Here is a 25,160-nt window from a genome sequence, read left to right as displayed (position 1 = left end):
TCGGATTCACGCGCGCAACGGGGCTGTTTTGCTGCGAGAGGGAGTGAGCATCAGCTTCTACATGCGCCGCTCTCATCAAGACGTGGTGCACGGGGTGATGCAGTCCCTGGAGTCCTACCTTCGTGTGGTGGGCTCGAAGGCGCTCGGCTGGTACGACGATGGAGAGGGCACCTGGCGGGAGTTGGATGCGGTGGGATGGGCGCATACCCGGCGTGAGTTGCTCGAGAAGCGCTGGCCCCTGGTGACCCTTCGCGATGCCCTCGACGGAGCGCTCCGATATGGTTTTGACTATCGTGGCAAGTCGCTCGATGAGCTCCCGGCGGCGGACGAGCCGGGCGCCGTGAGCGCGGTGAGCTTCTGGCTACCGACGGAGTTCTTGGAGGAGCACGGGCCGAATCACGTACGTGAGCTGGCCTTGGAACTGGCGGCCCCATTGCCCTTTTGCTCTGGCCACGCGGGTCTCTCCTTCATCGGTGAATTTGATCTGCCAGGCGTTCTGCGTGAAATCCGCGAGCGATGCTTCCGCCACCCGGGCTTGGACCTCCCAGACCTGGGGGAGCACTCGTGGAAGGTCGGTACGAGGATACGGGCACCGCAGTGGCTGACGTTCCTGGGCTTACCCGTGTTGGGCGAGGTGGGTGGCACGGAGGGGCTTCGCTCTCGCCTCTTTTCCGCGGAGACGACCGTTCAGGAGATGGAGGGCGGACGAGCGGTCGTGACTCTAGGGCCCTGGCCCGAGGCAGGGGACACCGAGCGGGGACAGGTTCTCCCGTCCTATCGGGAGCTGGCGTGTTTGTTGGAGCCCTGGCTGTATCACGAGGAACGTGGCCGTAATCTCGATTTCACCCTCGAGGACGTGCGGCGCTGGGATCGGCGCTTCCTCGGCTGATTGCCCATCCACTCCGGAGCAACGAAGCGCTCGCCCCCTTCCAGAGATGAAGTCGAGGCGGCGGCTTCGATTCCCGCCGCCTCCACACTCAGACGGTCAGTAATCCCGAGGGGTTGCTGGGCTTTTTCTTTGCCCTCGTCTCCGGCCCCAGTGTGCCTTGTTCTCGCGCGCCGAGCGGCGGCTGTTTGGCGCGGTCTGGGGAGAGGAGCGCCACCAGGCTGGCGCTGCGCTTCCGCACCTCGGGCCGCAGTGCGCTTCGCGCCGTGAGCGGTTCTCACCTCCGTGCGGAAGGCACCGGATCCCCGTCTTCGCGGGGAGAACGAGCCTGGAGAGGGCCTCGCTCGTCGTTCCCCTGAGCACAGGAGCCCGGTGTCTTCCGCTCCTCGTCACTGCTTCATGAACGTCAGGTGGTCGAGATTGAACGCGTCACCAAAACGCAATTGGATGACGTGCTTGCCCGCCGTCAGGCTCACCTGAGTGCTCACCGTCGTATAGGTCTGCCACTCTCCGGTGTTCGGCACGGCGAGGGTGCCGACCTTCTGTCCGTCGAACAGGATCTTCAACGAGCTGCCGTTGGCGGTCTGCGTCGCGACCCGCGCGGCCACGGTGTAGTTTCCACTCGTCGCCACGTTCACCGTATATTCCGCCCACTCCGAAGAACTCACCCAGCCGACGTGGAAGCCTCCACTGGGGATCGCCCCGACGTCGACGCCTTCACTCGGTCGGTACGCACCGCCCTCGTTCTGTGGGCTCCCATCGCTGTACGAGATGCTTTGTCCCCCGTTGTCATAGTCCTCCGCCTGGATCAGCCCGGGAATCGCGAGGGGCGTGCCGAAATGCGGCGTGCCGTGCTGCTTGGTCTGCTTGACCAGTTGGATCGTGCCATCGCTGTTGTAATACAGCTTGTCGACGCTGACCGAGCGAAGCCAGTCATTCCCCGACAACATGCTCGTGTGATAGAAGGCATACCACTGCCCCTTGTACTGCACGATCGATCCGTGGTTCGTGTAGCTGTCGGTGGAGTTGATGTAGATGCCACGGTACGTCCACGGACCCAGCGGGCTCGTGCTCGTGGCGTAGCGCATGCGGTTGTGCTCGCCATTCTGGTCGTAGTTGTCCGAGTACGACAGGTAGTAGAGCCCGTTGTGCTTGTGCACCCACGAGGCCTCGTGGAAGTCGACCAGGCCCTGCATGTTCTGCATCTGGCCGTCGATCTCCATCATGTTGGCCTTGAGCTTGCCTCCCTTGGCGACGCCGCCACCGCCGTAATACAGATACGCTTGGCCATCGTCATCGACGAACACCGCGGGATCGATCAGCGACTCGAGCCCCGGGATGTAGCCCTGCACGGTGAAGTTCGCGGCGGGCTGCGTGCTCGTCGCCACGCCGATCTTCCAGGTGGTGTTCCACTCCGTCCCGCTCGGGTGTGGGAAGTAGAAATAGTAGATGCCGTTCTTGTAGGCCACGTCGGGCGCCCACATGAAGCCGCCCTCCGAGCGTCCCCAGGGCACGTTGGAGGCGCGCAGGATCTCGCCGTGGTCGACCCAGTTGACCATGTCGTTGGTCGAGTAGACATGGTACTGGTCCATGAGGTCGGCGCCGCGCGGCGGGGCGATGTCGTGCGACGGATAAACATAGAGCCGCCCGTCGGCCCAGACGTGCGCCGAGGGATCGGCGGTGTATATGTTGCGGAAGATCGGGTTCTGGGGATCTCCCACGGTCTGGGCGGCCGCCGAGGACGCGGCGAGCGACGCGCCGGCGAAAGCCAGCGAGAGGATGCAACGCTTGGACATGAATGGCTCCTGGGGGTAACGGGAGCACGATTGCTCCCGCGAGGTTGAGACTGTCGGTGCGCGATGGCGCGCAGCAGGGATTGAACGCTCGAGGATTTACTGTTTTAGCGGTTTTTCTTTACAAACGCGATTTCCCGGTGTCATGTTCCCAGATGATCGGCCTTCGCGCGCCGCGTCACGCTCATTCCCAGTCCGGGAGGTTGTCTCATGTTCGCGTCTCACCGCCACCGAGCGAGGTTGCTCGCGACCACGTTGCTCTCCACCGTGGCAGGGGTTGGCCTGTCGGCCCTGCCCGCTCACGCCGCCCTCGGGTCCGTCACCAGCGCCTCCCTCTCGGGTGACACGCTCACCCTCACCGTCGGCGGCGACAAGCTCCTTGTCCAGGCCCTGCGCCCGGACATCGTCAAGGTGGACTACCGCCCCGGTGGCATCGCCGATCCCCCCACCGCCGTCATCGATCCCGCCAAGACGTGGGCCACGGGCAACATCACCTCCGCCGACATGGCGTCCAATCCCATCGTGGTCACCACGGCGCAACTGACCGTGAAGATCAGCCGGAATCCCGCCCGCCTCTCCGTCTTCGACGCCACGGGAGCGCTGGTGCTGAGCGAGCAGGCCTCCGAGGGCGTGTATGCGGACGGGGTGAAGTTCAACCATGGGTCCGGACAGGCGTTCTACGGCATCACCGGCAACCCGGTGCCCTGGGCCGAGAAGGATCCCAAGCAGAACCTCGCCGAGGGCATGCAGCGCAACGACGGCGGCCGGGTCAACGCCAACATGCAGGGGGACGGTGGGGCTCCGCTCGCCTTCACCAACCGTTATGGGTTGCTGGTGGACTCCATCGATGGGGACTTCGCCATCACCGACACCACCCTGGAGTTCAGTGGCGTGTCGACTCGCAACGTCGCGTACTACGTCCTGGTCGGTCCGCCCCGGCAGGTGATGGCGGGCGTCGCGGAGATCTCCGGCAAGCCCGCCCTGTCACCCAAGTGGGCCCTGGGGCTCAACAACAGCGAGTGGGGCACCACGCAGACGGAGGTCACGTCGATTGTCCAGGGCTACCGGGATCGGAAGATCCCCCTGGATGCCTTCACCCTGGACTTCGACTTCAAGGCTTGGGGCGAGGACGACTACGGCGAGTTCCGGTGGAACTCGACCTCCGCCAGCGGCAACGTGAACCCGAACAAGTTCCCCAGTGGGGCGTCCGGGACGTTCGCCCGGGACATGGCGGCCAGGGGCGTCATGTTGATGGGGATCATGAAGCCCCGGGTGATCGTCGGGAAGGCGGGCGGAGGCATCACGGCGCAGGGACAGTGGGCGCGCACCAACAACTGCTTCTACCCGGGCCTGGCCGATTACATGGAGTACTTCTCCGGCCGGCCCGCCAACGACGTCGACTTCTCCAAGCAGACGTGCCGTGACTGGTATTGGCAGCACTCCCGGACGCTGTTCGACGGGGGCATCGCGGGCTGGTGGAACGACGAGGCCGACGAGGCGAACGGGACGCTGTTCAACAGCCTCCAGCACCTCAACATGCAGCGGTCGCTGTATGACGGGCAGCGGGCGTACTCGGACCGGCGGGTGTTCTCGCTCAACCGCAACTTCTACCTTGGTGCCCAGCGCTACGGCTACGGCATGTGGTCCGGTGACATCGAAACCGGGTTCGGCAATATGGCCGATCAGCGCACCCGCATGCTCACCAGCATCAACATTGGCGAGAGCAAATGGGGCATGGACATCGGCGGCTTCTTCGGGGATCCGTCCTCGGAGAACTACGCGCGCTGGATGCAGTTCGGCGCGTTCGTGCCCGTCTACCGGGTCCACGGCATGGATGGCAAGCAGCGCCAACCGTGGGTCTACGGGGCCACCGCGGAGAGCGCGGCCAAGAGGGCGATCGAGCTGCGCAGCCGATTGATGCCCTACCTGTATGCCCATGAGCGGATCAATCACGAGACGGGCATCGGTCTGGTGCGGCCCCTGTTCTACGACTACCCCACCGATCCGAACGCCGCGAACATCACCAGCGAGTGGATGTTCGGCGAGTCGTTGCTCGTGGCTCCCGTCGTTGAGCAGGGGGCGGCCAGCAAGCAGGTGTACCTGCCCGCGGGCACCTGGATCGACTACACCCGTGGCTCCGTCTACACGGGCCCCCTCACGTTCAACTACCCGGTCAATACGTCCACCTGGCAGGACATCCCGCTGTTCGTCAAGGCGGGCGCCATCCTCCCGACCCAGGAGGTGTTGCAGTACGTGAGCGAGAAGCCCGTCAGGCAGATCGACCTCGATGTCTTCCCCACCACGGCCCGGAGCGAGTTCACCCTCTACGACGACGACGGCCTGACCCGGGCCTATGAGAACGGGGTCTTCTTCAAGCAGCGCATCACCGCGCAGCGCACGAGCACCTCCGTCACCGTGGAGACCCAGGCGAAGACCGGCGGCTTCAGCCCGGCGCTCACCCACTACATCGTGAAGGTCAACGCCACGGCGGGCACGGCGGCGCGGATCAACGGGACCGCCCCCACCCGCTACGGCGACCTCGCGACGCTCAAGGCCGCCACGGGCGAGGGGTGGACGACGGGGGTCGATGTCTACGGTCCGTACACCGCGGTGCGCGTCGCGGCTGGGGTGGCGCGGACGGTCGTCGTCGACGGCACTCCGAGCACTCCCCCTCCTCCCCCCCTGACGGTTGTGCTCGAGGCGGAGGACGCGGCGCTGTCCTCGGGCGCGATCGTCCTGAACGACCACCCGGGCTACTCCGGACGCGGGTTCGTCGCCGGGTACTGGAACTCTGGCGCGGCCACCACGTTCACCGTGCGGGCCAGCACGGCGGGCACCTACTCCGCGACCCTGAAGTACAGCAACGGCAACGGCTCGGCCAGGACGGTCACCCTGGAGGTGAATGGCGTGCGCACCCAGCTCACCTTGCCCGCGACGGCGGACTGGAACGCCTGGTCGACCTACACCGCGCGAATCCCGCTGAACGCGGGCACCAATACCCTCGCCTACGTCTACGGCCCGGGAGACTCGGCCCACGTCAACCTCGACTCCCTGACGCTCTCACCCCTCCCGACGATTATGCTCGAGGCGGAGGACGCGGCGCTGTCCTCGGGCGCGCTCGTCCTGAACGACCACCCGGGCTACTCCGGACGCGGGTTCGTCGCCGGGTACTGGAACTCTGGCGCGGCCACCACGTTCACCGTGCAGGCCAGCACGGCGGGCACCTACTCCGCGACCCTGAAGTACAGCAACGGCAACGGCTCGGCCAGGACGGTCACCCTGGAGGTGAATGGCGTGCGCACCCAGCTCACCTTGCCCGCGACAGCGGACTGGAACGCCTGGTCGACCTACACCGCGCGAATCCCGCTGAACGCGGGCACCAATACCCTCGCCTACGTCTACGGCTCGGGAGACTCGGCCCACGTCAACCTCGACTCCCTGACGATCGCACCGTAGCCCCCGTCACCGCATGGCGGGGGCCCTCCGCTACGCACAAGAGGGAAGGGGGCCGTGTTGACCTGGCCGAGTTCCCCACCCCGGGCGCCATCAGGCGAGCCGGGGTTTTCGTTTTGATCCGCCCACCTGCATGGGGTAGTCGATGGTGAAGGGCCGTGGCGCGTACATCCGCAGTGGCCCCCTCCTGGCGCCACCGGGCTCCTGGAGGGCCGCGAGCACGTGGAGGGCGCGCTCCATATCCGCTCCAGGTAGCCGCGCCCTGCCTCCGACGCGCTCCGCGTGGTGTCCGTGCGAGGCAGGGCCAGGAGCGCCATCGCGGTGGTGTCGGTATCCGACTCGATTCCGACCCGGTAGGGCCAGCCCCCGTCCGCGTTCTGGGTGCGCAGGAGACGAGGGGCGCCCCGGGATGCTCGCCAAACGAGCCCGAGGCCGATGGGGCCTCGTGCAGGGCTTCCAGGGCCACCGCCGTGTCCTCGGAGGGGCGCGTGTCGGTAGGTGGTCGGCCATGAAGGGCCGCGCGACAGGCCTTGGACAGTGCAGGAGGGTCCCCATGGAGGACTGCACGTCGCGCTCCATGCGCACCTCTATGCCTGAGCGCCGCACAACGGCTGTCCAACGGCTCAGGGCGCGAAGAAGGAGATAGGACATGAGCGACAACTCGAAGTGGAAGGGCGGCCGGGTCGGGCCGTATGAGGTGGGTGGACGCTACCTGGACGTCCCCGAGGACGTGGGCGCGGTCTACGAGGCGCACCACATCCTCCTCGATGAGCGGAAGGGCTCCTGGCCCGACCGCTCGGGGGAGATCCGGACGCCTTCGCGCTCACGTCGATGGGCGATGCGGTGGGGACTCGCGAGCGCGGGTGGGCCCTGGCGGCGGGACTCGCGCTCCTGCTGTGGCCTCGGACTCCCGAGCACTTCAATCCGTGTGGTGGCTTGGGTGAGTCCCCCAGCTTCACGGATGGAAAGGAACTCTCCTGGGGGGTCATTGCCTATCCCATGCCCGAGAAGCCCTTCAAGGAGCAGCGGACGCCTCCGTGCATGCCCGGATTGGAAGTGGAGATTCGAGGCGGATGCTGGGTTCAAGCGGCGCAGAGCGCGCCCTGCCCACGAGGTTCGGCCGAGTACCAGGGCAAATGCTACGTGGCCGTGAAGAAGCTTGAGCCGGTGCCCCGTTCCGTTCGACCCTGACCCTCGTCCCCGTGAGCGCGGCCGCCCTTTGGGTTCACCGCTTCAGCTGCGAAATGTCACGCACCGCGCCGCGGTCGGCCGAGGTGGCCAGCGCCGCGTAAGCCTGCAAGGCCTGCGACACCACGCGATGGCGGTTTTCCGGCTTCCATGCCTTCGCCCCCTTCGCTTCCATGGCCGCCCGTCGCGCGGCCAGTTCGGCGTCGCTGATCTTCAGATGAATGCGGCGTTCCGGAATATCGATCTCGATGATGTCGCCGTCGTTGACCAAGCCGATCGCGCCGCCTTCCGCCGCTTCCGGCGATGCATGGCCGATCACCAGGCCAGACGAACCGCCGGAGAAACGGCCGTCGGTGAACAACGCGCATGCTTTGCCCAGTCCCTTGGACTTGATGTACGAGGTCGGGTACAGCATCTCCTGCATGCCCGGACCGCCTTTCGGCCCCTCGTAGCGGATGATGACGACATCACCCTCTTTCACCTGGTTGAGGAGGATGCCGTCCACCGCTGCCTCCTGGCTTTCGAATACGCGCGCGCGGCCGGTGAACTGGAGGATGCTTTCATCGACGCCGGCGGTCTTCACGATGCAGCCCTTCTCCGCCAGATTGCCGTACAGGACCGCCAGACCGCCATCCTTCGAATACGCATGCGCCTTGTCGCGGATACAGCCGTGGGCACGGTCGAGGTCGAGCTTGTCGAAGCGCTTGTCCTGAGAGAACGCGACCTGCGTCGGCACGCCGCCTGGCGCCGCCAGGAAAAGCTGGTGCACCGCCGGATCATGGGTGCGCTTCACGTCATTGGCGGCAATTGACTCGCCCAAGGTCTTCGCATGCACGCTGGAGACGCTGGTGTCGAGCAGGCCGGCGCGATCCAGTTCGCCGAGAATGGCGACGATGCCACCGGCGCGATGCACATCCTCGATGTGGTAATCCTGGGTCGCGGGCGCCACCTTGCACAGGCAGGGCACCTTGCGCGAGATGCGGTCGATGTCGGCCATCGTGAAATCGACGCCGGCTTCCTGCGCCGCCGCCAACAGATGCAGCACGGTATTGGTCGAGCCCCCCATGGACACGTCGAGCGCCATCGCATTTTCGAAGGCGGCCTTGGTCGCGATGTTGCGCGGCAGGACCGAAGCATCCTCCTGATCGTAATAGCGCTTGGCGAGTTCCACCACCAGGCGGCCGGCGCGCAGGAACAGCTGCTTGCGGTCGGCGTGGGTGGCGACGATGGTGCCGTTGCCGGGCAGGGACAAGCCGAGGGCCTCGGTCAGGCAATTCATCGAGTTGGCGGTGAACATGCCGGAGCAGGAACCGCAGGTCGGACAGGCGGAACGCTCGATGTTGGCCACCTGTTCATCCGACACCCGGGAGTCGCCAGCCTGGATCATGGCGTCGATCAGGTCGACCTTGATGATTTTCCGCGTGCCTTCCTGCTTGCCGTGCAGCGCCTCGATCACCTTGCCGGCTTCCATCGGGCCGCCGGACACGAATACCGCCGGAATGTTGAGCCGCATCGCCGCCATCAGCATGCCGGGCGTGATCTTGTCGCAGTTGGAGATGCACACCATCGCGTCGGCGCAGTGCGCATTGACCATGTATTCGACCGAGTCGGCGATCAGTTCGCGCGACGGCAGCGAATACAGCATGCCGCCGTGGCCCATCGCGATGCCGTCGTCGACCGCGATGGTATTGAATTCCTTGGCCACGCCGCCGGCGGCCTCGATCTCGCGCGCCACCATCTGGCCGAGATCCTTCAGGTGCACATGGCCGGGCACGAACTGGGTGAAGGAGTTGACCACCGCGATGATGGGCTTTTCGAAATCGCCATCCTTCATGCCGGTGGCACGCCACAGGGCGCGCGCGCCAGCCATGTTGCGACCGTGGGTGGTGGTGCGGGAACGATATGGGGGCATCTGGGTCTCCGTGGGTCCGAGTATAGGCGGGATGGGAGCCGAGTTGCGGGCGTGGTAGACAGCCCGGCAGCAACGAGGAGCGAGCAATGGCCCAGGCGAAGACGAACGCAACCGACACCATCCATGTGCGTGGTGCGCGGGTAAACAACCTCCAGAACATCTCGCTCGACCTGCCGAAGAAGAAGATCACGGTGTTCACGGGCGTGTCGGGCTCGGGCAAGTCGTCGCTGGTCTTCGACACCCTCGCCGCGGAATCGCAGCGGCTGCTCAACGAGACGCTGCCGACCTTCGTGCAGACCTTCCTGCCGCGGCAGCCCCAACCCGACGTCGACGCCCTCGAGAACCTCTCGGCGGCGATCATCGTCGACCAGTCGCGGCTTGGCGGCAACAGCCGCTCCACCGTCGGCACCGTGAGCGACACCGCGGCGCTGTTGCGGCTGTTGTTCTCGCGCGTCGGCAAGCCGGCCGTGCCCCGCCCGAGCGCGCTGTCGTTCAATGATCCTGTTGGCCTGTGCAAGGCCTGCGACGGCATCGGCGTCGTCTCGTCCCTTGATGTGAAGGGACTGGTCGACGAGAGCAAGAGCCTCGAGGAAGGCGCCTTGTTGTTCCCGGGCTTCGCCGTCGACTCCTGGTTCTACAACATCATCAGCGGCTCGGGGTTCTTCGACCTCAAGAAGAAGATCGCCGACTACTCCGCCGATGAGCGGCACAAGCTGCTCCATGAGCCGGAGTGCAAGGTCAAGATCAAGGTGGGCAGCAAGATGATGGGTTCCACCTATGAGGGATTGATCCCCAAGATTCGCCGCCTCTACCTGACCAAGAACCTCGACGACCTCCAGGCGAACCTCAAGAACGCGCTCGAGCCCATTCTCACCCGCGAGCCCTGCGCCGACTGTGGTGGCACCCGCCTGAACGCCGCGGCCCTCGCCTGTCGCGTCGACGACGGTGCTGGCCACGAAATCAACATCGCCGAGGCCACGGCGTTGCCGGTCAATGAGCTGCTGGAGCTGATCACCCGGGAGAAGAGTGGCTTCGACAACGCCGCCACCGCCCCGGTGCAGCAAGCCCTCGCCCGGCGCCTTCAGGCCCTCGTGGACATCGGCCTTGGCTACCTCTCGCTCGATCGCGAGAGCAGCACGCTCTCAGGGGGCGAGTCGCAGCGGGTGAAGATGGTGCGGGCGCTCGGCTCGAGCCTCACCGATCTGACCTACATCTTCGACGAGCCGAGCATCGGCCTGCACCCCGCCGACCTGCACCGCCTCAACACCCTGCTCGTGCAGCTGCGCGACAAGGGCAACACGGTGCTTGTCGTCGAGCACAAGCCGGCGGTCATCGCCATCGCCGACCACATCGTGGACATCGGCCCCGGCGCCGGCGAGCACGGTGGCCGCGTCGTCTACGAAGGCGACGTCGAGGGGCTGAAGAACTCATCCTCGGTGACGGGTCAGGCGCTGTCGCAGAAGCCGGTGACGAAGGCGCAATCGCGAAAGCCGACCGGGTGGATTGAACTCCGCGATGTGACCCTGCACAACCTGAAGAACCTGAGCGTACGCATCCCCAAGGGCGTCTTCGTCGTCGTCACCGGCGTCGCCGGCTCGGGCAAGAGCTCGCTCATCCGCCAGACGCTTCCGGAGCGCATCAAGGACGTCGTGGTCATCGACCAGAGCCTGGCTCGCGGCTCGAGCCGCTCGAACCTCGCGACGTGGACGGGAATCCTCGACGCCGTCCGCAAGTTGTTCGCGACGACGAACAAGGTCTCGGAGTCATTGTTCTCGGCGAACTCCAAGGGCGCTTGCCCCGAATGCCAGGGCCTCGGCGTCGTCTACACCGACATCGCCCACCTCGACCCCGTCGCGGTCCCCTGCGAGGCGTGCGGTGGCCGCCGCTTCACCGACGCCGTCTTGAAGCACAAGGTGCGTGGCCGCTCCATCGGAGACGTCTTCGACTTCTCCGTCGAGGACGCCGCCGCGTTCTTCGTCGAGCCCGCCATCCAAGGACCGCTTCAATCCCTCGTCGACGTCGGCCTCGGCTACGTGCGCATCGGCCAACCGTTGAACACGCTGTCCGGCGGTGAGCGCCAGCGCATGAAGCTCGCACGCAGCCTGCACGAACCGGCGCCCGTGGCCATCCTCGACGAGCCGACGACCGGACTGCACTTGAAGGACATCGACCGTCTGGTGGCGATGATCGATCGTCTCGTCGACACCGGCACCTCGGTCATCGTCATCGAGCACCACCCCCGAGTCATCCGCCGCGCCGACTGGATCATCGACATGGGACCGGGTGCCGGCCATGACGGTGGCCGCGTCGTCTTCGAGGGACCCCCCACCGAGTTGCTGAAGCATCCGACCTCGCTGACCGGGCAGTGGTTGTCCCGGGAGCTATAGGCGGCTGGGCGGCCGGCTGGGGGCCTACTCCGGTTGCTCCGGCTCGGACGAGTGCTCCCGCGCGATGAGTCCGCACACCACGAGCAGCCGTATCAGCACGCCCGCCAGGAGCATCAGCGCGACGCGACCACTGTCCGTGGTGGTCCATTCGTTGGAGGGGACGAAGACCGCGAGGAAGAAGCCGAACAAGCCCTGGGCGATGAGCACCAGCAGCGTCAGGGTGACGAACGTGGCCTGGGACACCGGCCCGGGTGGGTGCCGCTGCTTGAGCAGGAGCCCCGGCGCGAAGAGCGTGAGGCCCGCGCTCAGCGCCGCGAACAGCAACTGCGTGACCCCCTTCGCGGTGGCCAGTTTCGTGTCGAGCTCGATGGCCAGGTAGAGTATCTCGACGAAGCTCCAGGTCACGGCGAGCATCCCGAGGAGGTAGCTCCAGGACCACTCCCCGTCCGCGGTCGTCGGGAGACCGTTGGCCTCCTTGCCCATGGCGTTCCGGGATGGGGCGTCTCGCAGGAGCTTTCGCCCTTCGGCCGACAACTCGCTGGCGTAGGGCTCACCCAGGGCCAGCAGGGCGTGCACGGCCGTCTCATCCACCCGGCGCCGGTCCGCGCCGCGCAGCCCGCCGAGCACCGGATCGTCGATGATGCGGTGCAGGACATCGGCCCGTGCGCGCACGTCCTCGTCGAGGGCGGCGGGCTGAGCCATCGCCACGAGGAGCGCGTCGATGTCCGCCGGCTCCGCCTCGAGCGCGCGCGCCCGCTCCCTCAGTTCGGCGAGGGACCTGGGCAGGGACGGTATGGTGGGGGACGTCATCGGGGAGGGGAGTCTACCCTAACCGCCCAGGACGACGCCGCTCAACCTCCGTCAAGGTCGTGGCGCCCAACGTGCCGCGGAAGGTGGTGGATGACGCCATTCAGGTGTATGGCGGCCCCTCTCTCGGGCTTCGCCCGCATCGAGCTCGCCAAGCGCGGCTTCACCAGGAGCTGAACTCCCATGACGAACCAACGCATCTTCATCACTGGTGGTGCCAGTGGTCTCGGTCGGTCCATCGCACTGCGCTATGCGCGGGCGGGCTGGCGTGTGTGCATTGGCGACGTGCACCCTACGCGCGGCGCGGAAGTGCTGCGCGAGCTCCAGGCGCTCGCGCCCGCGGCGCTCTACCTGCCCTGTGACGTGACACGCGCGGAGGACCTGCGAGCGGTGGCCGAGCGGCTCACGGCCGACTGGGGCGGTGTGGACGTGGTGGTGAACAACGCGGGCGTCGCCGCGCCGGGCGCCATCGAGGACGTGCCCCTCGAGGACTGGCAGCGGGTGCTGGACATCAACGTGATGGGCGTGGTGCGCGGCTGCTACGTGTTCACGCCCCTGTTCAAGCGCCAGGGTCAGGGCCACTTCGTCAACGTGGCCTCCATGGCGGGCCTGCTCGATGTGCCCCGGGCGGCCTGCTACAACGCCTCCAAGGCGGCCGTGGTGTCGCTGTCCGAGACGCTGCAGAACGAGTTCGTCGGCACGCGCCTGGGAGTGACGCTGGTATGTCCCTCCTTCTTCAAGACCAACCTCGCCGAGTCGCTGCGCAATGCCGATGACGCCACGCGCGCGGCGGTGAACCGGGTGCTCGAGCGCTCGAAGGTGTCCGCGGAGGACATCGCGGAGCAAATCTTCCAGGCGGTGCGCCAGCGCACGTTCTACGTCCTGCCGCACGTGCAGGGCCGTCAGGCGTGGCTCATGAAACGCCTGCTGCCGCGTCCGCTGTACATGCAGCTGATCAAAGCGCAGATGCGCCGGATGCGCGGCTCCGACTCCCTCAAGAACGCCTGAGCTCCATGCATACACATGCCTCGTATACGTCGCGCGGACCGTGACGTGTCAGCACGGCGAACTGACGGATCCAACTTCGGCGCTGACGTGTCAGCCCGCGCGCGTCACCGAGCGCCTGGAGATGCAGGGCATGCGCTGCCCGATTGGCATCTCACTTGCTGGAGTGGAGCGCGTTCTCTCCTCCGACCACCACCCCGAGAATGTTCATGCGAAAGATCCTGTCCAGTCTGCTCATCCCCCTGGTCACCAGCGCCATCGCTCCCGCCGCGCATGCGGCCAGCAACGAAGCGACCACGCAGCGCCACTTCGCGTCGCTGGTGTCGGGCGCCGAGCCCAAGCTGGCCGAGCTGTCCCTGTTCATGACCCTGATGCCCAAGGGAGGAGACCTGCATCACCACTACTCGGGCGCCATCTACGCCGAGCAGTACCTGGAGTGGGTGGACAAGCAGGGCTACTGCGTGGACAAGACCACCTCCAAGATCCAGACGCATCGCCCCGACGCGAAGGGCTGCGTCAGCGCCCAGGACGTGACCGCCGACGAGCAGGCCTACCGCGACCTGCTGCAGCGCTGGTCCAGCAAGGACTTCAGCAACCATGGCGCGATGAAGCCGCCTCCGGATCAGCAGTTCTTCGACACCTTCCTGTACTTCGACGACGTGGCGTCCACCAACACCCGAGAGGGGCTGTGGACGCTCAAGCAGCGCGCCATCGCCGAGAACCTGGGCTACATCGAGACCATCTTCGAGCTGGCCCCGGGCCTGCCGGACGCCGGGTTCGAGCGCGACCTCGCGGCGGCGGGAACCGACAGCGCGAAGCTGCAGGCGCTGATGGCCGCGCAGCTAGCGAAGCTGGACGCCGACCCCCAGTTCAACAAGGGCGTGCAGGACTACGTCGCCCATGTGCAGACGAGCAGCGAGGGCATCGACGATGCGGACTTCACGATGCGCTACCAGGCCTACGTCCTGCGAGCCCTTTCCCCCGCCCTGGTGTTCTCGCAGATCGCCAGCGCGTACAAGGTCGCGACGCTCAACCCCAAGGTGGTGGCGGTGAACCTGGTGGGCGCCGAGAACTCGAACGTCTCGATGCGCGACTACAGCCTGCACATGCAGATGTTCAAGGCCATGAAGGCCCGCTACCCGGACGTCAAGCTGGCGCTGCACGCCGGTGAGCTGGCGCTGGGCATGGTGCCCCCCGAGGGCCTGAAGTTCCACATCACCGAGGCCGTCGGAGTGGCCGGCGCCCAGCGCATCGGTCACGGCATCGACATCTCGCACGAGCGCGACGCGCTGCGGCTCATCCAGACGTTGCGCGAGCGGGACATCCCCATCGAGGTGAACCTGACCAGCAATGAGTTCATCCTGGGCGTCAAGGGCGCCGCGCATCCGGTCGAGCTGTACCGCAAGCACGGCGTGCCGTTCATCATCTCGACCGATGACTCCGGCGTCACCCGCCATACACTGTCCAACGAGTACGTGCTGTTCGCCAGCCGCTACAAGCCCACGTACACGGAGGTGAAGAAGCTGTCCTACGACAGCCTGCGCTATGCCTTCCTTCCCGAGGCGGACAAGCAGCGCCTCAAGAAGCAGCTCGACACGCGCTTCGCGAAGTTCGAGGCCGACATCGCAGCCAGCGAGGCCCGGGCCCGGAAGCCCGTCCGCACGGCGCGAGACGTCCAGTAGACCTTCGTCACGGTACATTCGCCGCCCACGCGCCGCGGAAGCACTCGGCGCGTGGGCGGCGCGAAGGGGCTAACAGGCGGTGCGCCCTCACGGCGACTGCTGGCGCCGGGCAAGGCACTGCAGCACGAGGGCCGTCCAGCCCGTCTGGTGACTGGCCCCGAGCCCCCGGCCGGTGTCGCCGTGGAAGTACTCGTGGAAGAGGACGAGCTCGCGGAAGGCGGGATCCTCCACGTAGCGGGGGTCCCCGCCGTGGCAGGGGCGATGGCCGGAGGCATCCGGGAGGAACAGCCGGCTCAGCCGCGAGGAAAGCTCGCGCGCCACCTCCACCAGGGACATCCACTTGCCCGAGCCCGTGGGGCACTCCACCTGGAAGTCATCGCCGTAGAAGTGGTGGTAGCGCTCCAGCGCCTCGATGAGCAGGAAGTTGAGCGGGAACCACACCGGGCCGCGCCAGTTGGAGTTGCCGCCGAACATGCCGCTGTCGGAGTCTCCGGGCACGTAGGCGACGCGATGCTCCTCGCGCCCCGCGTGGAAGACGAAGGGCTGCTCGGCGTGCATCCGCGACAGGGAGCGGATGCCGTGGTCCGACAGGAACTCCCGGGGGTCCAACACCCGCCGCAGCACGCGCTCCAGGCGCGCGCGCGAGGGAATGGCCAGCAGGCGCCGGCCGCCGAGTCCCGTGCGCTGGCAGACGGCCATGTAGGACGTGTTCTGCGCCAGGTCGGCGCGGTTCTCCAGGAACCAGCGCAGGCGCCTGGCGAAGCCCGGCAGCCGCTCCAGGACCCGATCCTCCAGCACTTCCGCGGCGAACAGGGGCACGAGCCCCACCATGGAGCGCACGCGCAGGGGCAGGGCGGGCTGACCCTCCTGCTTGAGTTCGTCGTAGTAGAAGCCGTCCTCCTCGTCCCACAGCCCCGTGCCGCCCAGGTGGTTCATGGCGTCCACGATGGCCACGAAGTGCTCGAAGAACTTGGAGGCGATGTCCTCGTAGGCGGGGTCCTCCTGCGCGAGCTCCAGGGCCATGGAGAGCATGGTGGTGCAGAAGAAGGCCATCCACGCGGTGCCGTCCGCCTGGTGCAGGTGGCCGCCGGTGGGCAGGGGCTTGGAGCGGTCGAAGACGCCGATGTTGTCCAGGCCGAGGAAGCCCCCGGAGAAGAGGTTGAGCCCGTCCACGTCCTTGCGGTTCACCCACCAGGTGAAGTTGAGCAGCAGCTTCTGGAAGGCGCGCGCGAGGAAGAGCCGGTCACGCTTCCCGTGGGCCCCCGTGAGTTTGTAGACGCGCCAGCAGGCCCAGGCGTGCACGGGCGGGTTCACGTCCGAGAACTCGAACTCGTACGCGGGGATCTGCCCGTTGGGGTGCATGAACCACTCGCGCAGGAAGAGCAGCAACTGCTCCTTGGCGAAGAGGGGGTCCAGGCGCGCGAAGGGGACCATGTGGAACGCGGTGTCCCAGGCCGCGTACCAGGGGTACTCCCACTTGTCGGGCACGGAGAGGATGTCGCGGTTGTAGAGATGGCTCCAGTCGCGGTTGCGGCCCCGGAGGCGCTCGGGCGGGGGCGAGGGGTGGGCGGGGTCTCCCTCCTGCCAGGCCTTCACCGCGTAGTGGTAGAATTGCTTGGTCCACAGCAGCCCCGCGCAGGCCTGCCGTGCCACGCGCCGCTCCTCCTCATCCAGGGCGGTGGGCAGCCGCGAGGCGTAGAACTCGTCCGCCTCGGCCAGGCGCCGCGCGAACGTCTGGGGGAAGGACGCGCCGAAGGGCTCGGCGGGCGCCTGGGCCTCGGAGACGAGCCGCAGGGCGAGCTCGACCGAGCCTCCGGCGGGCACCTCCAGCACGTAGTGGAAGGCGGCCTTGGTGCCCTCCTGGGCCGGATTGAGGGCTTCGCGGCGCCCGTCCACCACGGCGTCATGGAAGGCGTCCTTCACGTGGCGCGAGCGGTTGGGGATGCCGTAAAGCCGCTGGAAGTTCGTCTCGTTGTCGGTGAACAGGCGCTCGGGGCGGGGGCCGCCGGCGGGCGCCTGGGCGTGGAGCCGGTAGGCGCCCAGCGAGGCCTGGGTGGCGCGCACGGCGTCCTCCCCGTGGGCGGCCAGGTGGGGCCGGGGCCAGTAGCCCTCGCCCTCGCGGCCCCAGGCCCAGGTGTTGCGGAACCAGAGCGTGGGCAGCACGTGGATTCGCGCGGACTTGGGCCCCCGGTTGACCACCGTCAGGCGGATGAGCAGGTCGTCCGTCGCCGCCTTGGCGTACTCGGCGAAGACGTCGAAGTAGCGGCGCTCGGAGAAGAGGCCCGTGTCGATCAGCTCGAACTCGGGCGCGAGCCGGCCCCGGTGCTGGTTCTCCGCCACGAGGCGCTCGTAGGGGAAGGCCGCCTGGGGGTACTTGTAGAGCGCCTTCATGTAGGAGTGGGTCGGCGTGGAGTCGAGGTAGAAGTACTCCTCCTTGACGTCCTCGCCGTGGTTGCCCTGGGGCCCCGTCAGGCCGAAGAGGCGCTCCTTGAGGATGGAGTCCCGCTCGTTCCACAAGGCCACGGAGAAGCACAGCCGACCCTGGCGGTCGGTGATGCCGAGCAGCCCGTCCTCGCCCCAGCGGTAGGCGCGGCTCCGGGCATGAGCGTGGGGGAAGTCCGTCCAGTTCTCCCCGCGCGCGGAGTAGTCCTCGCGCACGGTGCCCCACTGCCGCTCGGCCAGATAGGGCCCCCACCGCTTCCAGTTTGCGCCGCGGTGCTCGTCTTCCACCAACCGCAGTGCCTCGGCGCCCAGCGCCCGTGTCGATGCCTGGCTCATGGGGCGCACCATAGCCGAAGCGGGGATGCCCTCGGCCCGGGCTCGAACGCGGCGGGTGCTCACGGCCGGGGCCGCGGGTTGCCTTGACACGGCCTCGTCCGGACGTATTATGAGCGTAATCCATGTGGTCATGGTGACGTGAAGGGAGTCAGAGATGCCTTTGTGGAAGGTCTACCATCCCGTGGGTGCGTTCACCGGTGAGGACAAACGCGCCCTTTCCCAGAGAATCACAGACATCTACTCGGTCCTGCCGAGGTTCTACGTCGGTGTGATCTTCGAGGAGGTCGCGGCGGACGCGTTCTACATCGGCGGAGAGCCGACGAAGAATTTCGTTCGGATCACCGCGGATCACATCGCACGCACGCTGGATTCGGACGAGGCCAAGACGCGATTCCTCGCCAAGGTCGATGCCGCGCTCGCGCCCTTCATCCAGGAGCGAGGCTTCGACTGGGAGTTCCATGTCGACGAGACGCCCTTCGACATCTGGACGGTCCAGGGCTTTCGGCCGCCCCGAGCGGGTACGGAGGACGAGCGGCGGTGGAAGGCGGAGAACAAGGCCTCACCCAGGACTCATGTTTGAGGCAGGTCACCGAAGCATCGACGTGAAAGGACGCATCATCATGGGCAAGGACAAGGGTCTGGCGGTTGTCACCGGGGCGTCTTCGGGGATTGGCGCTGTCTATGCGGAACGACTGGCGGCGCGCGGCCATCCGCTGTTGCTGGTGGCGCGTCGGCCCGACAGGCTCGCCCGCCTCCAGGAGGAATTGTCCCGCGAGCACGGGGTGAGCGTGAAGACGCTCGTCGCGGACCTCGAGAGTCCCTCGGGCCTGGCGGACGTCGAGAAGCGCGTCGCGGCCGATGACGTGGCCCTGCTCGTCAACAACGCCGGGGCGGGGGGGCTGGGCAAGAGCGCCGAGATGACCGCCGACCAGCTCGAGCGCATCATCAAGTTGAACATCACCGCCGTCACGCGCCTGTCGCACGCGGCGCTGACATCCTTCCGCAAGCGCGATGCGGGCGCCCTGGTGAACATCGGCTCGGTCGTGGCACATCTGCCGTCGGCGGGGAGCGCCGTCTACAGCGCATCCAAGGCCTACGTCCTGAACTTCACCCGGTCCCTGCAGATGGAGTACGCGGGCAGGCCGATCCGGATCCAGCTCGTCATGCCCGGGCCCATCCGCACCGAGTTCTTCTCGTCGCAGGGCCTGAGCGACTCGGTGTTTCCGACCGAGGCCTATCTCACCGCCGAGCAGCTCGTGGACGCGGCGCTCGCCGGGCTCGAGGCGGGGGAGGAGGTGACCGTGCCATCCATGCCGGACGTGCGGACCTGGAACTCCTTGGAGACGGCGCGCGTCGCGTTCATGAAGGCGATCATGTCTGGTGAGGTCGCCTCGCGCTATCACCTCACTCCTCAAGGTTCGAGGCCTGTTCGGCCCGGCGCATGAAGGCCAGTAACAAGGCATCCATCTTGTCGGGTTCTTCCATGGGCAAGGAGTGGGTGCCGTCTGGCCAGTTGCTGACCTCGAGATGGCGGACGTTGTCCTTGGCGACTTCGACGGCTTTCGCCGAGTCGTGCATGGCGCTCTTGGCACCCAGGGCGACAAAGACCGGCATGGGCCAGGCGCGCATCTGCTCCGGCTTGATCCTGCCTGGGAATGGCAGCGCCACGGCATAGTGCTTGCTGGCAGCGGAGATCATGCGCGTCATCGGGTCGTTCGGATCCAGCTCGGTGGTGCCGCCGACTTCGGTCAGGAACTGGTCGCGCCAGCTTCGCGGCAAGAACGGCAGCGACGCCGGGATGCTGCGCAGGTAGATCTCCAAGCGCATATCCTCAAAGGTTCGTACCGGCTCCATGAGCGACAGCGATGCGACGCGGTCTGGATACCGCGAGGCATAATTGGCCGCCGTCCAACCGCCAAAGGAATGGCCCGCCAGGTGGACGCGCTTGAGGCCGGGCCCGTTCAGGGTCTGCTCCACCCATCTGGCTTGGTCGGCATCTCCAGCGATGCGTTGGGTTTGCACGCTCATTCCACTGTCGCCGATGGCGTCGACGGCGTAGACGGGTCGTTCGGCTATCAGGTCCTTGATGTTCTTCTCCCACATCGGCACCCCCGAGAGCCGACCGGGCAGCAGCAGGATGGGGGTTTGGGCGGCGGTCTGCTCGTCTGTCCATTGGTACACCCGCACCGTGCCGAAGTCGGTCTCGACGTCGTAGGTCTTGCTGACCGGCGGCAGACGTCGCATGGCGTCTTTGTACGCGGACTCGTATTCCCGCTGGCCTTCGGGACTGCGCCAGTAGCCAATCGGGCTGGCCATCAGGCTCAAGGCGGTCAGTCCCATCAGCAAGACCGCGAGGCTCAATCCGACCCATGACAAAATCTTCGCCCGTCGCGACAATCGTTTGCTCGGTTTTCTAGTGGGTTGGCATGAAGTGCGGGGGAGCCTCGTCAGAAAGGCATGCGCTGGGACAGCCTCGCGGTCACCTCCTGGGACAGCTCGGGCGACAGCCGGGCCATCCAATCGATGAGATGGTAATCGAGGCCCACCAGGACTCGCGCGGACTTGCGCTGGATGCCGCGGACGATGCGGCTCGCGACCCGCTCGCTCGGGATGGCGCGGCCGGTGATGAAGCGCGCCTCGGCCTCACGTTGCGCTTCGTTCACCACGCGTCCCGTGCGCACGATGGTCGTATCCACCGCCCCGGGATACACGGCGGTGAGGCCCACCGGACTCCCGAGCAGTTCAGCCCGGAGTGATTCGCTGAAGCCGCGCACCGCGAACTTCGTGGCGCTGTAGCCCGTCTTGCCCGCGAATCCCAGCAGCCCGAAGGAGCTGCACAGGTTGACGATGTGCGCCTCGGGCTCGCGCCGCAGATGCGGCAGGAATGCCTTGCACCCGTGGACCACGCCCCAGAAGTTCACGCCGAAGATCCAATCCATATCCTCGAGCGATACCTCCTCGAACCGGCCCGCCAGTGACACCCCCGCGTTGTTGACGAGCAGGTGTACATGCCCGTGAGCGGCGAGCACGTCCTCGGGCAGTGCGAGCATGCGGGAACGGTCGGCGACGTTGGCGACGTGAAGGGAGACGGTTCGTCCGGTGGGCGCCAGCTCGGCGCGGACACGCTCCAGCGCCTCTCCATTGATGTCCACGAGCGCCAGATGGCAACCCTCCGCGGCGAGACGGTGTGCCAATGCCTTGCCGATACCGCTGGCCGCGCCTGTGACCACTGCCGTGCGATCCATGAGAGTCTTCATGGAGTGAGTGTAGCCTTCTGAAAGGGGAGTGTATAAATATTTTTTCTAGTTGGTTTTGTTTGTATGAGGAAAATCCATACTCCAAAGAAGAACTGTCGTCGCCGCTCGCCGTCCCGCGCCGGTGTTATGTCTCGTGCATGAGCACCTCCCCCCTTCGTGTCGGCAATGCCTCGGGCTTCTACGGAGATCGCTTCTCGGCCTTTCGCGAGATGCTCGAGGGCGGCCCCCTCGATGTCCTCACCGGGGATTATCTCGCCGAGCTCACGATGCTCATCCTCGGCCGGGATCGGATGAAGGATCCGAATGGGGGCTACGCGAAGACCTTCCTCCGGCAGATGGAGCAGTGCCTGGCGCTCGCCGTGGAGAAGCGGGTGCGGATTGTCACCAACGCCGGAGGGTTGAACCCCGCGGGCCTGGCGGCGGCGCTCCGGGCCCTCGCCGCGCGGCTGGGCCTTCCGGTCCGGGTGGCGCACGTCGAGGGAGATGAGCTGCTGGCGCGGGCCGGTGCGCTCGGACTGGGCGCTCCGCTCACGGCCAATGCCTACCTGGGCGCGTGGGGGATCGCCGAGTGCCTGCGCGCCGGAGCCGATATCGTCGTCACCGGACGCGTGACGGATGCCTCGCTCGTCGTGGGTCCGGCGGCGGCCCACTTCGGCTGGGGACGCGAGGATTGGGACTGCCTCGCGGGTGCCATGGCCGCGGGCCACGTCCTCGAGTGCGGCGCCCAGGCCACGGGGGGCAACTACTCGTTCTTCACGGAGATCGACGTGCGCCGCCCGGGCTTTCCCCTCGCGGAGATCCATGCCGACGGCACGTCCATCATCACCAAGCATGAGGGCTCGGGCGGCGCGGTGTCCGTGGATACGGTGCTCGCGCAGCTGCTCTACGAAATCGGAGGCGCCCGGTACGCGGGGCCCGATGTGACGGCGCGCTTCGACACCGTGGAACTCACCGATGTGGGACGCGACCGTGTCCGGATCTCCGGCGTGCGCGGCGAGCCTCCTCCTCCCACGCTGAAAGTCTGTCTGAACCGCCTCGGCGGCTTCCGCAACGAGATGACCTTCGTGCTCGTGGGGCTCGACATCGAGCACAAGGCCCGGCTGGTGCGTGAGCAGTTCGAGGCCGCCCTGCCCACCCCGCCCCGAGAGCTGCATTGGACGCTCGTGCGGACGGACCGGGAGGATGCCCCCACGGAGGAGCAGGCGGCCGCGTTCCTGCGCGTCGTGGCGAAGGATCCGGAGGAGAAGCGGGTAGGGCGCGCCTTCAGTGGCGCGGCCATCGAACTCGCGCTGGCGAGCTACCCGGGCTTCACGATGACCACGCCCCCCACCGATGGTCTGCCCTATGGGGTCTACACGCCGGCGTACGTCGACGCGGCGCTCGTCGAGCACGTCGCCGTTCCGGAGGAAGGCGCGCGGGTGGTCATTCCCCACGCCCCCCGGACACTCGCCCTCGCGGAGGTGGAGCCGCCGCCACTGCCCGCTCCGCTGCCCCCCGGCCCCATTCGCCGGGTGCCCCTGGGGCGGATCGCCGCCGCGCGCAGTGGGGACAAGGGAGGGACCGCGAACATCGGCCTCTGGGTCCGCACGGACGCGGCCTGGAGCTGGCTCGCGCACACGCTCACTCCGGAGCTGCTCCGCGAGTTGCTCCCCGAAGTCCAGAACCTCCCCCTCCAGCGGCACCTCTTTCCCCGGCTACGGGGGATGAACTTCGTCATCGACGGCTTGCTGGGCGAGGGCGTCTCCTCCTCGACGCGCTTCGATCCCCAGGGCAAGGCGCTCGGGGAATGGCTCCGCTCGCGCCATGTCGATGTCCCCGAGGTCCTTCTCCTGGGTATAGGTGCGTAAAACGGGAATTCATTGACAGTCACCTGGGCGCGTTCCAATGATGCTCTTCGTTTCTCCTCTCACTGGAGTCCGCCCATGATGAGCCGCCGCCTCGTCCCCGTTCTCGCCGTCCTGTTGCCTACCCTGGCCTCGGCCGCGTCCGTGTACAACACCTGGGCGGGCACTCCCGCCTCGCTCACCACGTTGGGAACCGTCACCTCCGCGTCGGACGCGAAGGCCTCGTCCAGCTGGACCTTTGGCACCTCCTACGCGTTCGCCTACGCGCGGGCCAGGAGCAGCGCGGGCCTGTACGAGTTCCAGCTCGTCTCGGTCTCGCCCGCGACCGCGGGTGGCCAGCTCAACGGGTATTGGAACGTCAGCCGCGATGGCGTCCTGCTCTGCTCTCAGTGCCAGGGGTCCGCCACGGGTTACACCAGCGCGCCCGGCAAGCCCTTCACCATCAGCGTGGACAACGGCAACTACAAGCTGACGGCCACCATCACGGCCTTCAACGACTTCTTCTAGTCTCAACCGTGTCCATCTTCCCGCTCACCACCCTGGGAAGAAAATTGAAACACGAGCTGAACCGTGGGGCTGACAGGCGCCAGTCATTGGCGTTGCGCGTCATGCTTCCACGGGGGTGGAGCGCCCGGCGCCATTTGTAGTGGCGTGTACACTTCGCAAGGGATTCGGGGATTGTTGCTTTTCCATGATGACACGAGTCATCAGAAAATGATAATTGCCGTTTCCAGGCCAGGGCGGCCCAACCCGCAAGTCCGTGGAAACATGCCATCCAGGTGAAGTTGGAGCATGGCACGAAGGCAATCCGACACGGCCCGCGGGAAGGGTGGGTAGGCCCACCCCTCAATTCCTTGCTTGGAGTGCATCATGTCGCGAATGACCGTATGGCGCTGTGTGTCGTTGCTGGGTGTGCTGGGTGGAATGACGGGCTGCAATGTCTCCGAGGTGGAGGGCGCCGAGGAGAGCGGGACGCTCGAGAGCGCCGCCATCGTGGGCAGCATCGTGGAGGGTGACTACGTCATCCGCTCGGCCATGACGGGCAAGTGCGTGGACGTTGCCTCGGGCAGCACCGCGGACGGCGCCAAGGTGCAGCAGTGGGACTGCAATGGCAGCAATGCCCAGAAGTTCCACATCTCCCCCACGTCGGGCGGCTACTGGAAGATCATCAACATCGCCAGTGGCAAGAGCCTCGACATCATGGGCAACAGCACCGAGCAGAACGCCAAGGTGCACCAGTGGTCGTACCTGGGCGGCAACAACCAGCAGTTCAAGTTCGTGGGCCGGGGCAACAACCAGTTCAGCCTCCATCTGCGCCACACGGACATGGCCGTCGATCTGTACTGGGGCTCGGCCGTCAGCGGCACGGAGTATGTGCAGTACCCCTATACGGGCACGGCCAATCAGCACTACACCTTCGACCGGGTGGATGGCGGGGGGACCACGCCGCCTCCCTCCGGCACGGGCTGTCTGACCCGTAATGATGGACGCACCAACCTGCGCTTCATCAACCGCTGTTCCTTCCCGGTCACCTTCGCCGGCAACAACATCTCCGGCGGAGACCTGGCCTCGGGCCAGGAGGCGTGCCGCAACATCGGCGGCACCACGGAGATGATGCTGACCAAGCGCTACTGGGGCTTCCGCAAGGGCGAGGATCCGGGCTTCGAGCACCACTCGCTGGCGGAGTTTGGCTTCAACGAGGTGTTCTACCAGTACAACAGCTGGGATTGGTTCAACCTCAGCCACGTGGACGCGAACAACCTGCCCCTGAAGATCGTCCCCTATGATTTGTCAGGCGGGACGACGTGCACGGGCCAGACGCGCAGCTGCCCCATGGACATGCTCGCCAACTGCCCCGATGTGGGCAAGCTGCGCAACGCCGCCGGCCAGGTCATCGCCTGCGTGAGCCGCGATCGCGACAACCCCAACAGCCCCGTGGCGAAGTACTTCGACGCGATGTGCTCGCAGTCGTACTCGTGGTCGGGCGATGACGCGGGTCCGATGGCGGCGTGCAACGCCGAGGACTTCGACATCGTGTTCTGCCCGCCTAACTAACGGGCGGAAATCCCGAAGTGACGGGCGCGGCGGGCTTCCGGGGTGCATCCGGGAGTCCGCCGCGCCCTTGTCGTCTCTTCTCCTTCCCCGGACGCTCGCGAAAGAATGACGGA

The 25,160-nt window shown here is 66.6% G+C and carries 18 protein-coding genes; 11 read left to right on the top strand and 7 right to left on the bottom strand.

Annotated features, from left to right (window positions below; genetic code table 11):
- Positions 1 to 43 precede the first annotated feature (43 nt).
- On the top strand, positions 44 to 889 hold the full coding sequence (locus MEBOL_RS05485) for a DUF3396 domain-containing protein (RefSeq protein ID WP_245919478.1): 846 nt from the start codon (positions 44 to 46) through the stop codon (positions 887 to 889).
- A 386-nt stretch (positions 890 to 1,275) separates the two neighbouring features.
- Here MEBOL_RS05485 and MEBOL_RS05480 read toward each other — a convergent pair whose 3' ends face one another.
- The gene (locus tag MEBOL_RS05480; protein ID WP_095976418.1) at positions 1,276 to 2,682 is read right to left on the bottom strand and encodes a family 43 glycosylhydrolase; all 1,407 of its coding nucleotides are present in this window, start codon (positions 2,680 to 2,682) and stop codon (positions 1,276 to 1,278) included.
- 207 nt (positions 2,683 to 2,889) lie between these two features.
- On the opposite strand from MEBOL_RS05480, the gene MEBOL_RS05475 reads away from it, so the two are divergent.
- Positions 2,890 to 6,135, top strand: coding sequence for a TIM-barrel domain-containing protein (locus tag MEBOL_RS05475; protein WP_095976417.1), 3,246 nt, complete (start codon positions 2,890 to 2,892; stop codon positions 6,133 to 6,135).
- Positions 6,136 to 6,225: 90 nt separating this feature from the next.
- On the opposite strand, the gene MEBOL_RS40955 is transcribed toward MEBOL_RS05475, so the two are convergent.
- Positions 6,226 to 6,372, bottom strand: a complete 147-nt coding sequence (locus MEBOL_RS40955) for a hypothetical protein (protein WP_157774776.1) — start codon at positions 6,370 to 6,372, stop codon at positions 6,226 to 6,228.
- Between the two features lie 591 nt (positions 6,373 to 6,963).
- On the opposite strand from MEBOL_RS40955, the gene MEBOL_RS05470 reads away from it, so the two are divergent.
- Positions 6,964 to 7,323, top strand: coding sequence for a hypothetical protein (locus MEBOL_RS05470; protein ID WP_245919476.1), 360 nt, complete (start codon positions 6,964 to 6,966; stop codon positions 7,321 to 7,323).
- A 34-nt stretch (positions 7,324 to 7,357) separates the two neighbouring features.
- Here MEBOL_RS05470 and ilvD read toward each other — a convergent pair whose 3' ends face one another.
- The gene (ilvD, locus tag MEBOL_RS05465; protein WP_095976416.1) at positions 7,358 to 9,232 is read right to left on the bottom strand and encodes a dihydroxy-acid dehydratase; all 1,875 of its coding nucleotides are present in this window, start codon (positions 9,230 to 9,232) and stop codon (positions 7,358 to 7,360) included.
- Between the two features lie 86 nt (positions 9,233 to 9,318).
- On the opposite strand from ilvD, the gene MEBOL_RS05460 reads away from it, so the two are divergent.
- Complete coding sequence (locus MEBOL_RS05460; RefSeq protein ID WP_095976415.1) at positions 9,319 to 11,619, top strand: ATP-binding cassette domain-containing protein; 2,301 nt, start codon at positions 9,319 to 9,321, stop codon at positions 11,617 to 11,619.
- 24 nt (positions 11,620 to 11,643) lie between these two features.
- Here MEBOL_RS05460 and MEBOL_RS05455 read toward each other — a convergent pair whose 3' ends face one another.
- Positions 11,644 to 12,429 (bottom strand): tryptophan--tRNA ligase, encoded by a 786-nt coding sequence (locus tag MEBOL_RS05455; RefSeq protein ID WP_095976414.1) that lies wholly within the window; start codon positions 12,427 to 12,429, stop codon positions 11,644 to 11,646.
- A gap of 180 nt (positions 12,430 to 12,609) precedes the next feature.
- On the opposite strand from MEBOL_RS05455, the gene MEBOL_RS05450 reads away from it, so the two are divergent.
- Both MEBOL_RS05450 and MEBOL_RS05445 read left to right on the top strand, forming a co-directional pair.
- A complete protein-coding gene (locus tag MEBOL_RS05450) occupies positions 12,610 to 13,434 on the top strand; it encodes an SDR family oxidoreductase (RefSeq protein WP_095976413.1) in 825 nt (274 codons plus the stop codon).
- A 206-nt stretch (positions 13,435 to 13,640) separates the two neighbouring features.
- Positions 13,641 to 15,113, top strand: a complete 1,473-nt coding sequence (locus tag MEBOL_RS05445) for an adenosine deaminase family protein (RefSeq protein WP_095982603.1) — start codon at positions 13,641 to 13,643, stop codon at positions 15,111 to 15,113.
- Positions 15,114 to 15,200: 87 nt separating this feature from the next.
- Here MEBOL_RS05445 and MEBOL_RS05440 read toward each other — a convergent pair whose 3' ends face one another.
- A complete protein-coding gene (locus MEBOL_RS05440; protein WP_095982602.1) occupies positions 15,201 to 17,891 on the bottom strand; it encodes an MGH1-like glycoside hydrolase domain-containing protein in 2,691 nt (896 codons plus the stop codon).
- Positions 17,892 to 18,045: 154 nt separating this feature from the next.
- Here MEBOL_RS05440 and MEBOL_RS05435 point away from each other — a divergent pair, with 154 nt between their 5' ends.
- The gene (locus tag MEBOL_RS05435) at positions 18,046 to 18,471 is read left to right on the top strand and encodes a tautomerase family protein (RefSeq protein ID WP_095976412.1); all 426 of its coding nucleotides are present in this window, start codon (positions 18,046 to 18,048) and stop codon (positions 18,469 to 18,471) included.
- A 22-nt stretch (positions 18,472 to 18,493) separates the two neighbouring features.
- A complete protein-coding gene (locus MEBOL_RS05430; protein ID WP_218920881.1) occupies positions 18,494 to 19,336 on the top strand; it encodes an SDR family NAD(P)-dependent oxidoreductase in 843 nt (280 codons plus the stop codon).
- Here the strand turns inward: MEBOL_RS05430 and MEBOL_RS05425 are convergent.
- Positions 19,296 to 20,231, bottom strand: coding sequence for an alpha/beta fold hydrolase (locus tag MEBOL_RS05425; RefSeq protein WP_245920011.1), 936 nt, complete (start codon positions 20,229 to 20,231; stop codon positions 19,296 to 19,298). The two genes, MEBOL_RS05430 and MEBOL_RS05425, sit on opposite strands and share 41 nt — an antisense overlap.
- A gap of 107 nt (positions 20,232 to 20,338) precedes the next feature.
- Positions 20,339 to 21,136 (bottom strand): SDR family NAD(P)-dependent oxidoreductase, encoded by a 798-nt coding sequence (locus MEBOL_RS05420; protein ID WP_218920880.1) that lies wholly within the window; start codon positions 21,134 to 21,136, stop codon positions 20,339 to 20,341.
- Positions 21,137 to 21,285: 149 nt separating this feature from the next.
- Here MEBOL_RS05420 and MEBOL_RS05415 point away from each other — a divergent pair, with 149 nt between their 5' ends.
- From MEBOL_RS05415 to MEBOL_RS05405, 3 genes are all read left to right on the top strand, one after another.
- On the top strand, positions 21,286 to 22,995 hold the full coding sequence (locus MEBOL_RS05415) for an acyclic terpene utilization AtuA family protein (protein WP_095982600.1): 1,710 nt from the start codon (positions 21,286 to 21,288) through the stop codon (positions 22,993 to 22,995).
- A 75-nt stretch (positions 22,996 to 23,070) separates the two neighbouring features.
- On the top strand, positions 23,071 to 23,499 hold the full coding sequence (locus MEBOL_RS05410) for a hypothetical protein (protein ID WP_095976409.1): 429 nt from the start codon (positions 23,071 to 23,073) through the stop codon (positions 23,497 to 23,499).
- A 363-nt stretch (positions 23,500 to 23,862) separates the two neighbouring features.
- Positions 23,863 to 25,047 carry an RICIN domain-containing protein gene (locus MEBOL_RS05405; protein ID WP_095976408.1) on the top strand — a complete coding sequence of 395 codons (1,185 nt, stop codon included), beginning with the start codon at positions 23,863 to 23,865 and terminating at the stop codon, positions 25,045 to 25,047.
- Positions 25,048 to 25,160: the final 113 nt, after the last annotated feature.

Origin of the sequence: Melittangium boletus DSM 14713 (genome assembly GCF_002305855.1) — a bacterium.
Taxonomy (GTDB): Bacteria; Myxococcota; Myxococcia; order Myxococcales; family Myxococcaceae; genus Cystobacter; species Cystobacter boletus.
The sequence above is the reverse complement of the archived record's forward strand: the minus strand, read 5'-3'. Positions and strand labels throughout refer to the sequence as shown.

What these genes read in the sequence shown, in the direction of transcription:
- MEBOL_RS05480 (WP_095976418.1), bottom strand. Translation starts at nt 2,682, where the DNA reads ATGTCCAAGCGTTGCATCCTCTCGCTGGCTTTCGCCGGCGCGTCGCTC.
- MEBOL_RS05475 (WP_095976417.1), top strand. Translation starts at nt 2,890, where the DNA reads ATGTTCGCGTCTCACCGCCACCGAGCGAGGTTGCTCGCGACCACGTTG.
- MEBOL_RS40955 (WP_157774776.1), bottom strand. Translation starts at nt 6,372, where the DNA reads ATGGAGCGCGCCCTCCACGTGCTCGCGGCCCTCCAGGAGCCCGGTGGC.
- MEBOL_RS05470 (WP_245919476.1), top strand. Translation starts at nt 6,964, where the DNA reads ATGGGCGATGCGGTGGGGACTCGCGAGCGCGGGTGGGCCCTGGCGGCG.
- ilvD (WP_095976416.1), bottom strand. Translation starts at nt 9,232, where the DNA reads ATGCCCCCATATCGTTCCCGCACCACCACCCACGGTCGCAACATGGCT.
- MEBOL_RS05460 (WP_095976415.1), top strand. Translation starts at nt 9,319, where the DNA reads ATGGCCCAGGCGAAGACGAACGCAACCGACACCATCCATGTGCGTGGT.
- MEBOL_RS05455 (WP_095976414.1), bottom strand. Translation starts at nt 12,429, where the DNA reads ATGACGTCCCCCACCATACCGTCCCTGCCCAGGTCCCTCGCCGAACTG.
- MEBOL_RS05450 (WP_095976413.1), top strand. Translation starts at nt 12,610, where the DNA reads ATGACGAACCAACGCATCTTCATCACTGGTGGTGCCAGTGGTCTCGGT.
- MEBOL_RS05445 (WP_095982603.1), top strand. Translation starts at nt 13,641, where the DNA reads ATGCGAAAGATCCTGTCCAGTCTGCTCATCCCCCTGGTCACCAGCGCC.
- MEBOL_RS05440 (WP_095982602.1), bottom strand. Translation starts at nt 17,891, where the DNA reads ATGAGCCAGGCATCGACACGGGCGCTGGGCGCCGAGGCACTGCGGTTG.
- MEBOL_RS05435 (WP_095976412.1), top strand. Translation starts at nt 18,046, where the DNA reads ATGCCTTTGTGGAAGGTCTACCATCCCGTGGGTGCGTTCACCGGTGAG.
- MEBOL_RS05425 (WP_245920011.1), bottom strand. Translation starts at nt 20,231, where the DNA reads ATGGGACTGACCGCCTTGAGCCTGATGGCCAGCCCGATTGGCTACTGG.
- MEBOL_RS05420 (WP_218920880.1), bottom strand. Translation starts at nt 21,136, where the DNA reads ATGGATCGCACGGCAGTGGTCACAGGCGCGGCCAGCGGTATCGGCAAG.
- MEBOL_RS05415 (WP_095982600.1), top strand. Translation starts at nt 21,286, where the DNA reads ATGAGCACCTCCCCCCTTCGTGTCGGCAATGCCTCGGGCTTCTACGGA.
- MEBOL_RS05410 (WP_095976409.1), top strand. Translation starts at nt 23,071, where the DNA reads ATGATGAGCCGCCGCCTCGTCCCCGTTCTCGCCGTCCTGTTGCCTACC.
- MEBOL_RS05405 (WP_095976408.1), top strand. Translation starts at nt 23,863, where the DNA reads ATGTCGCGAATGACCGTATGGCGCTGTGTGTCGTTGCTGGGTGTGCTG.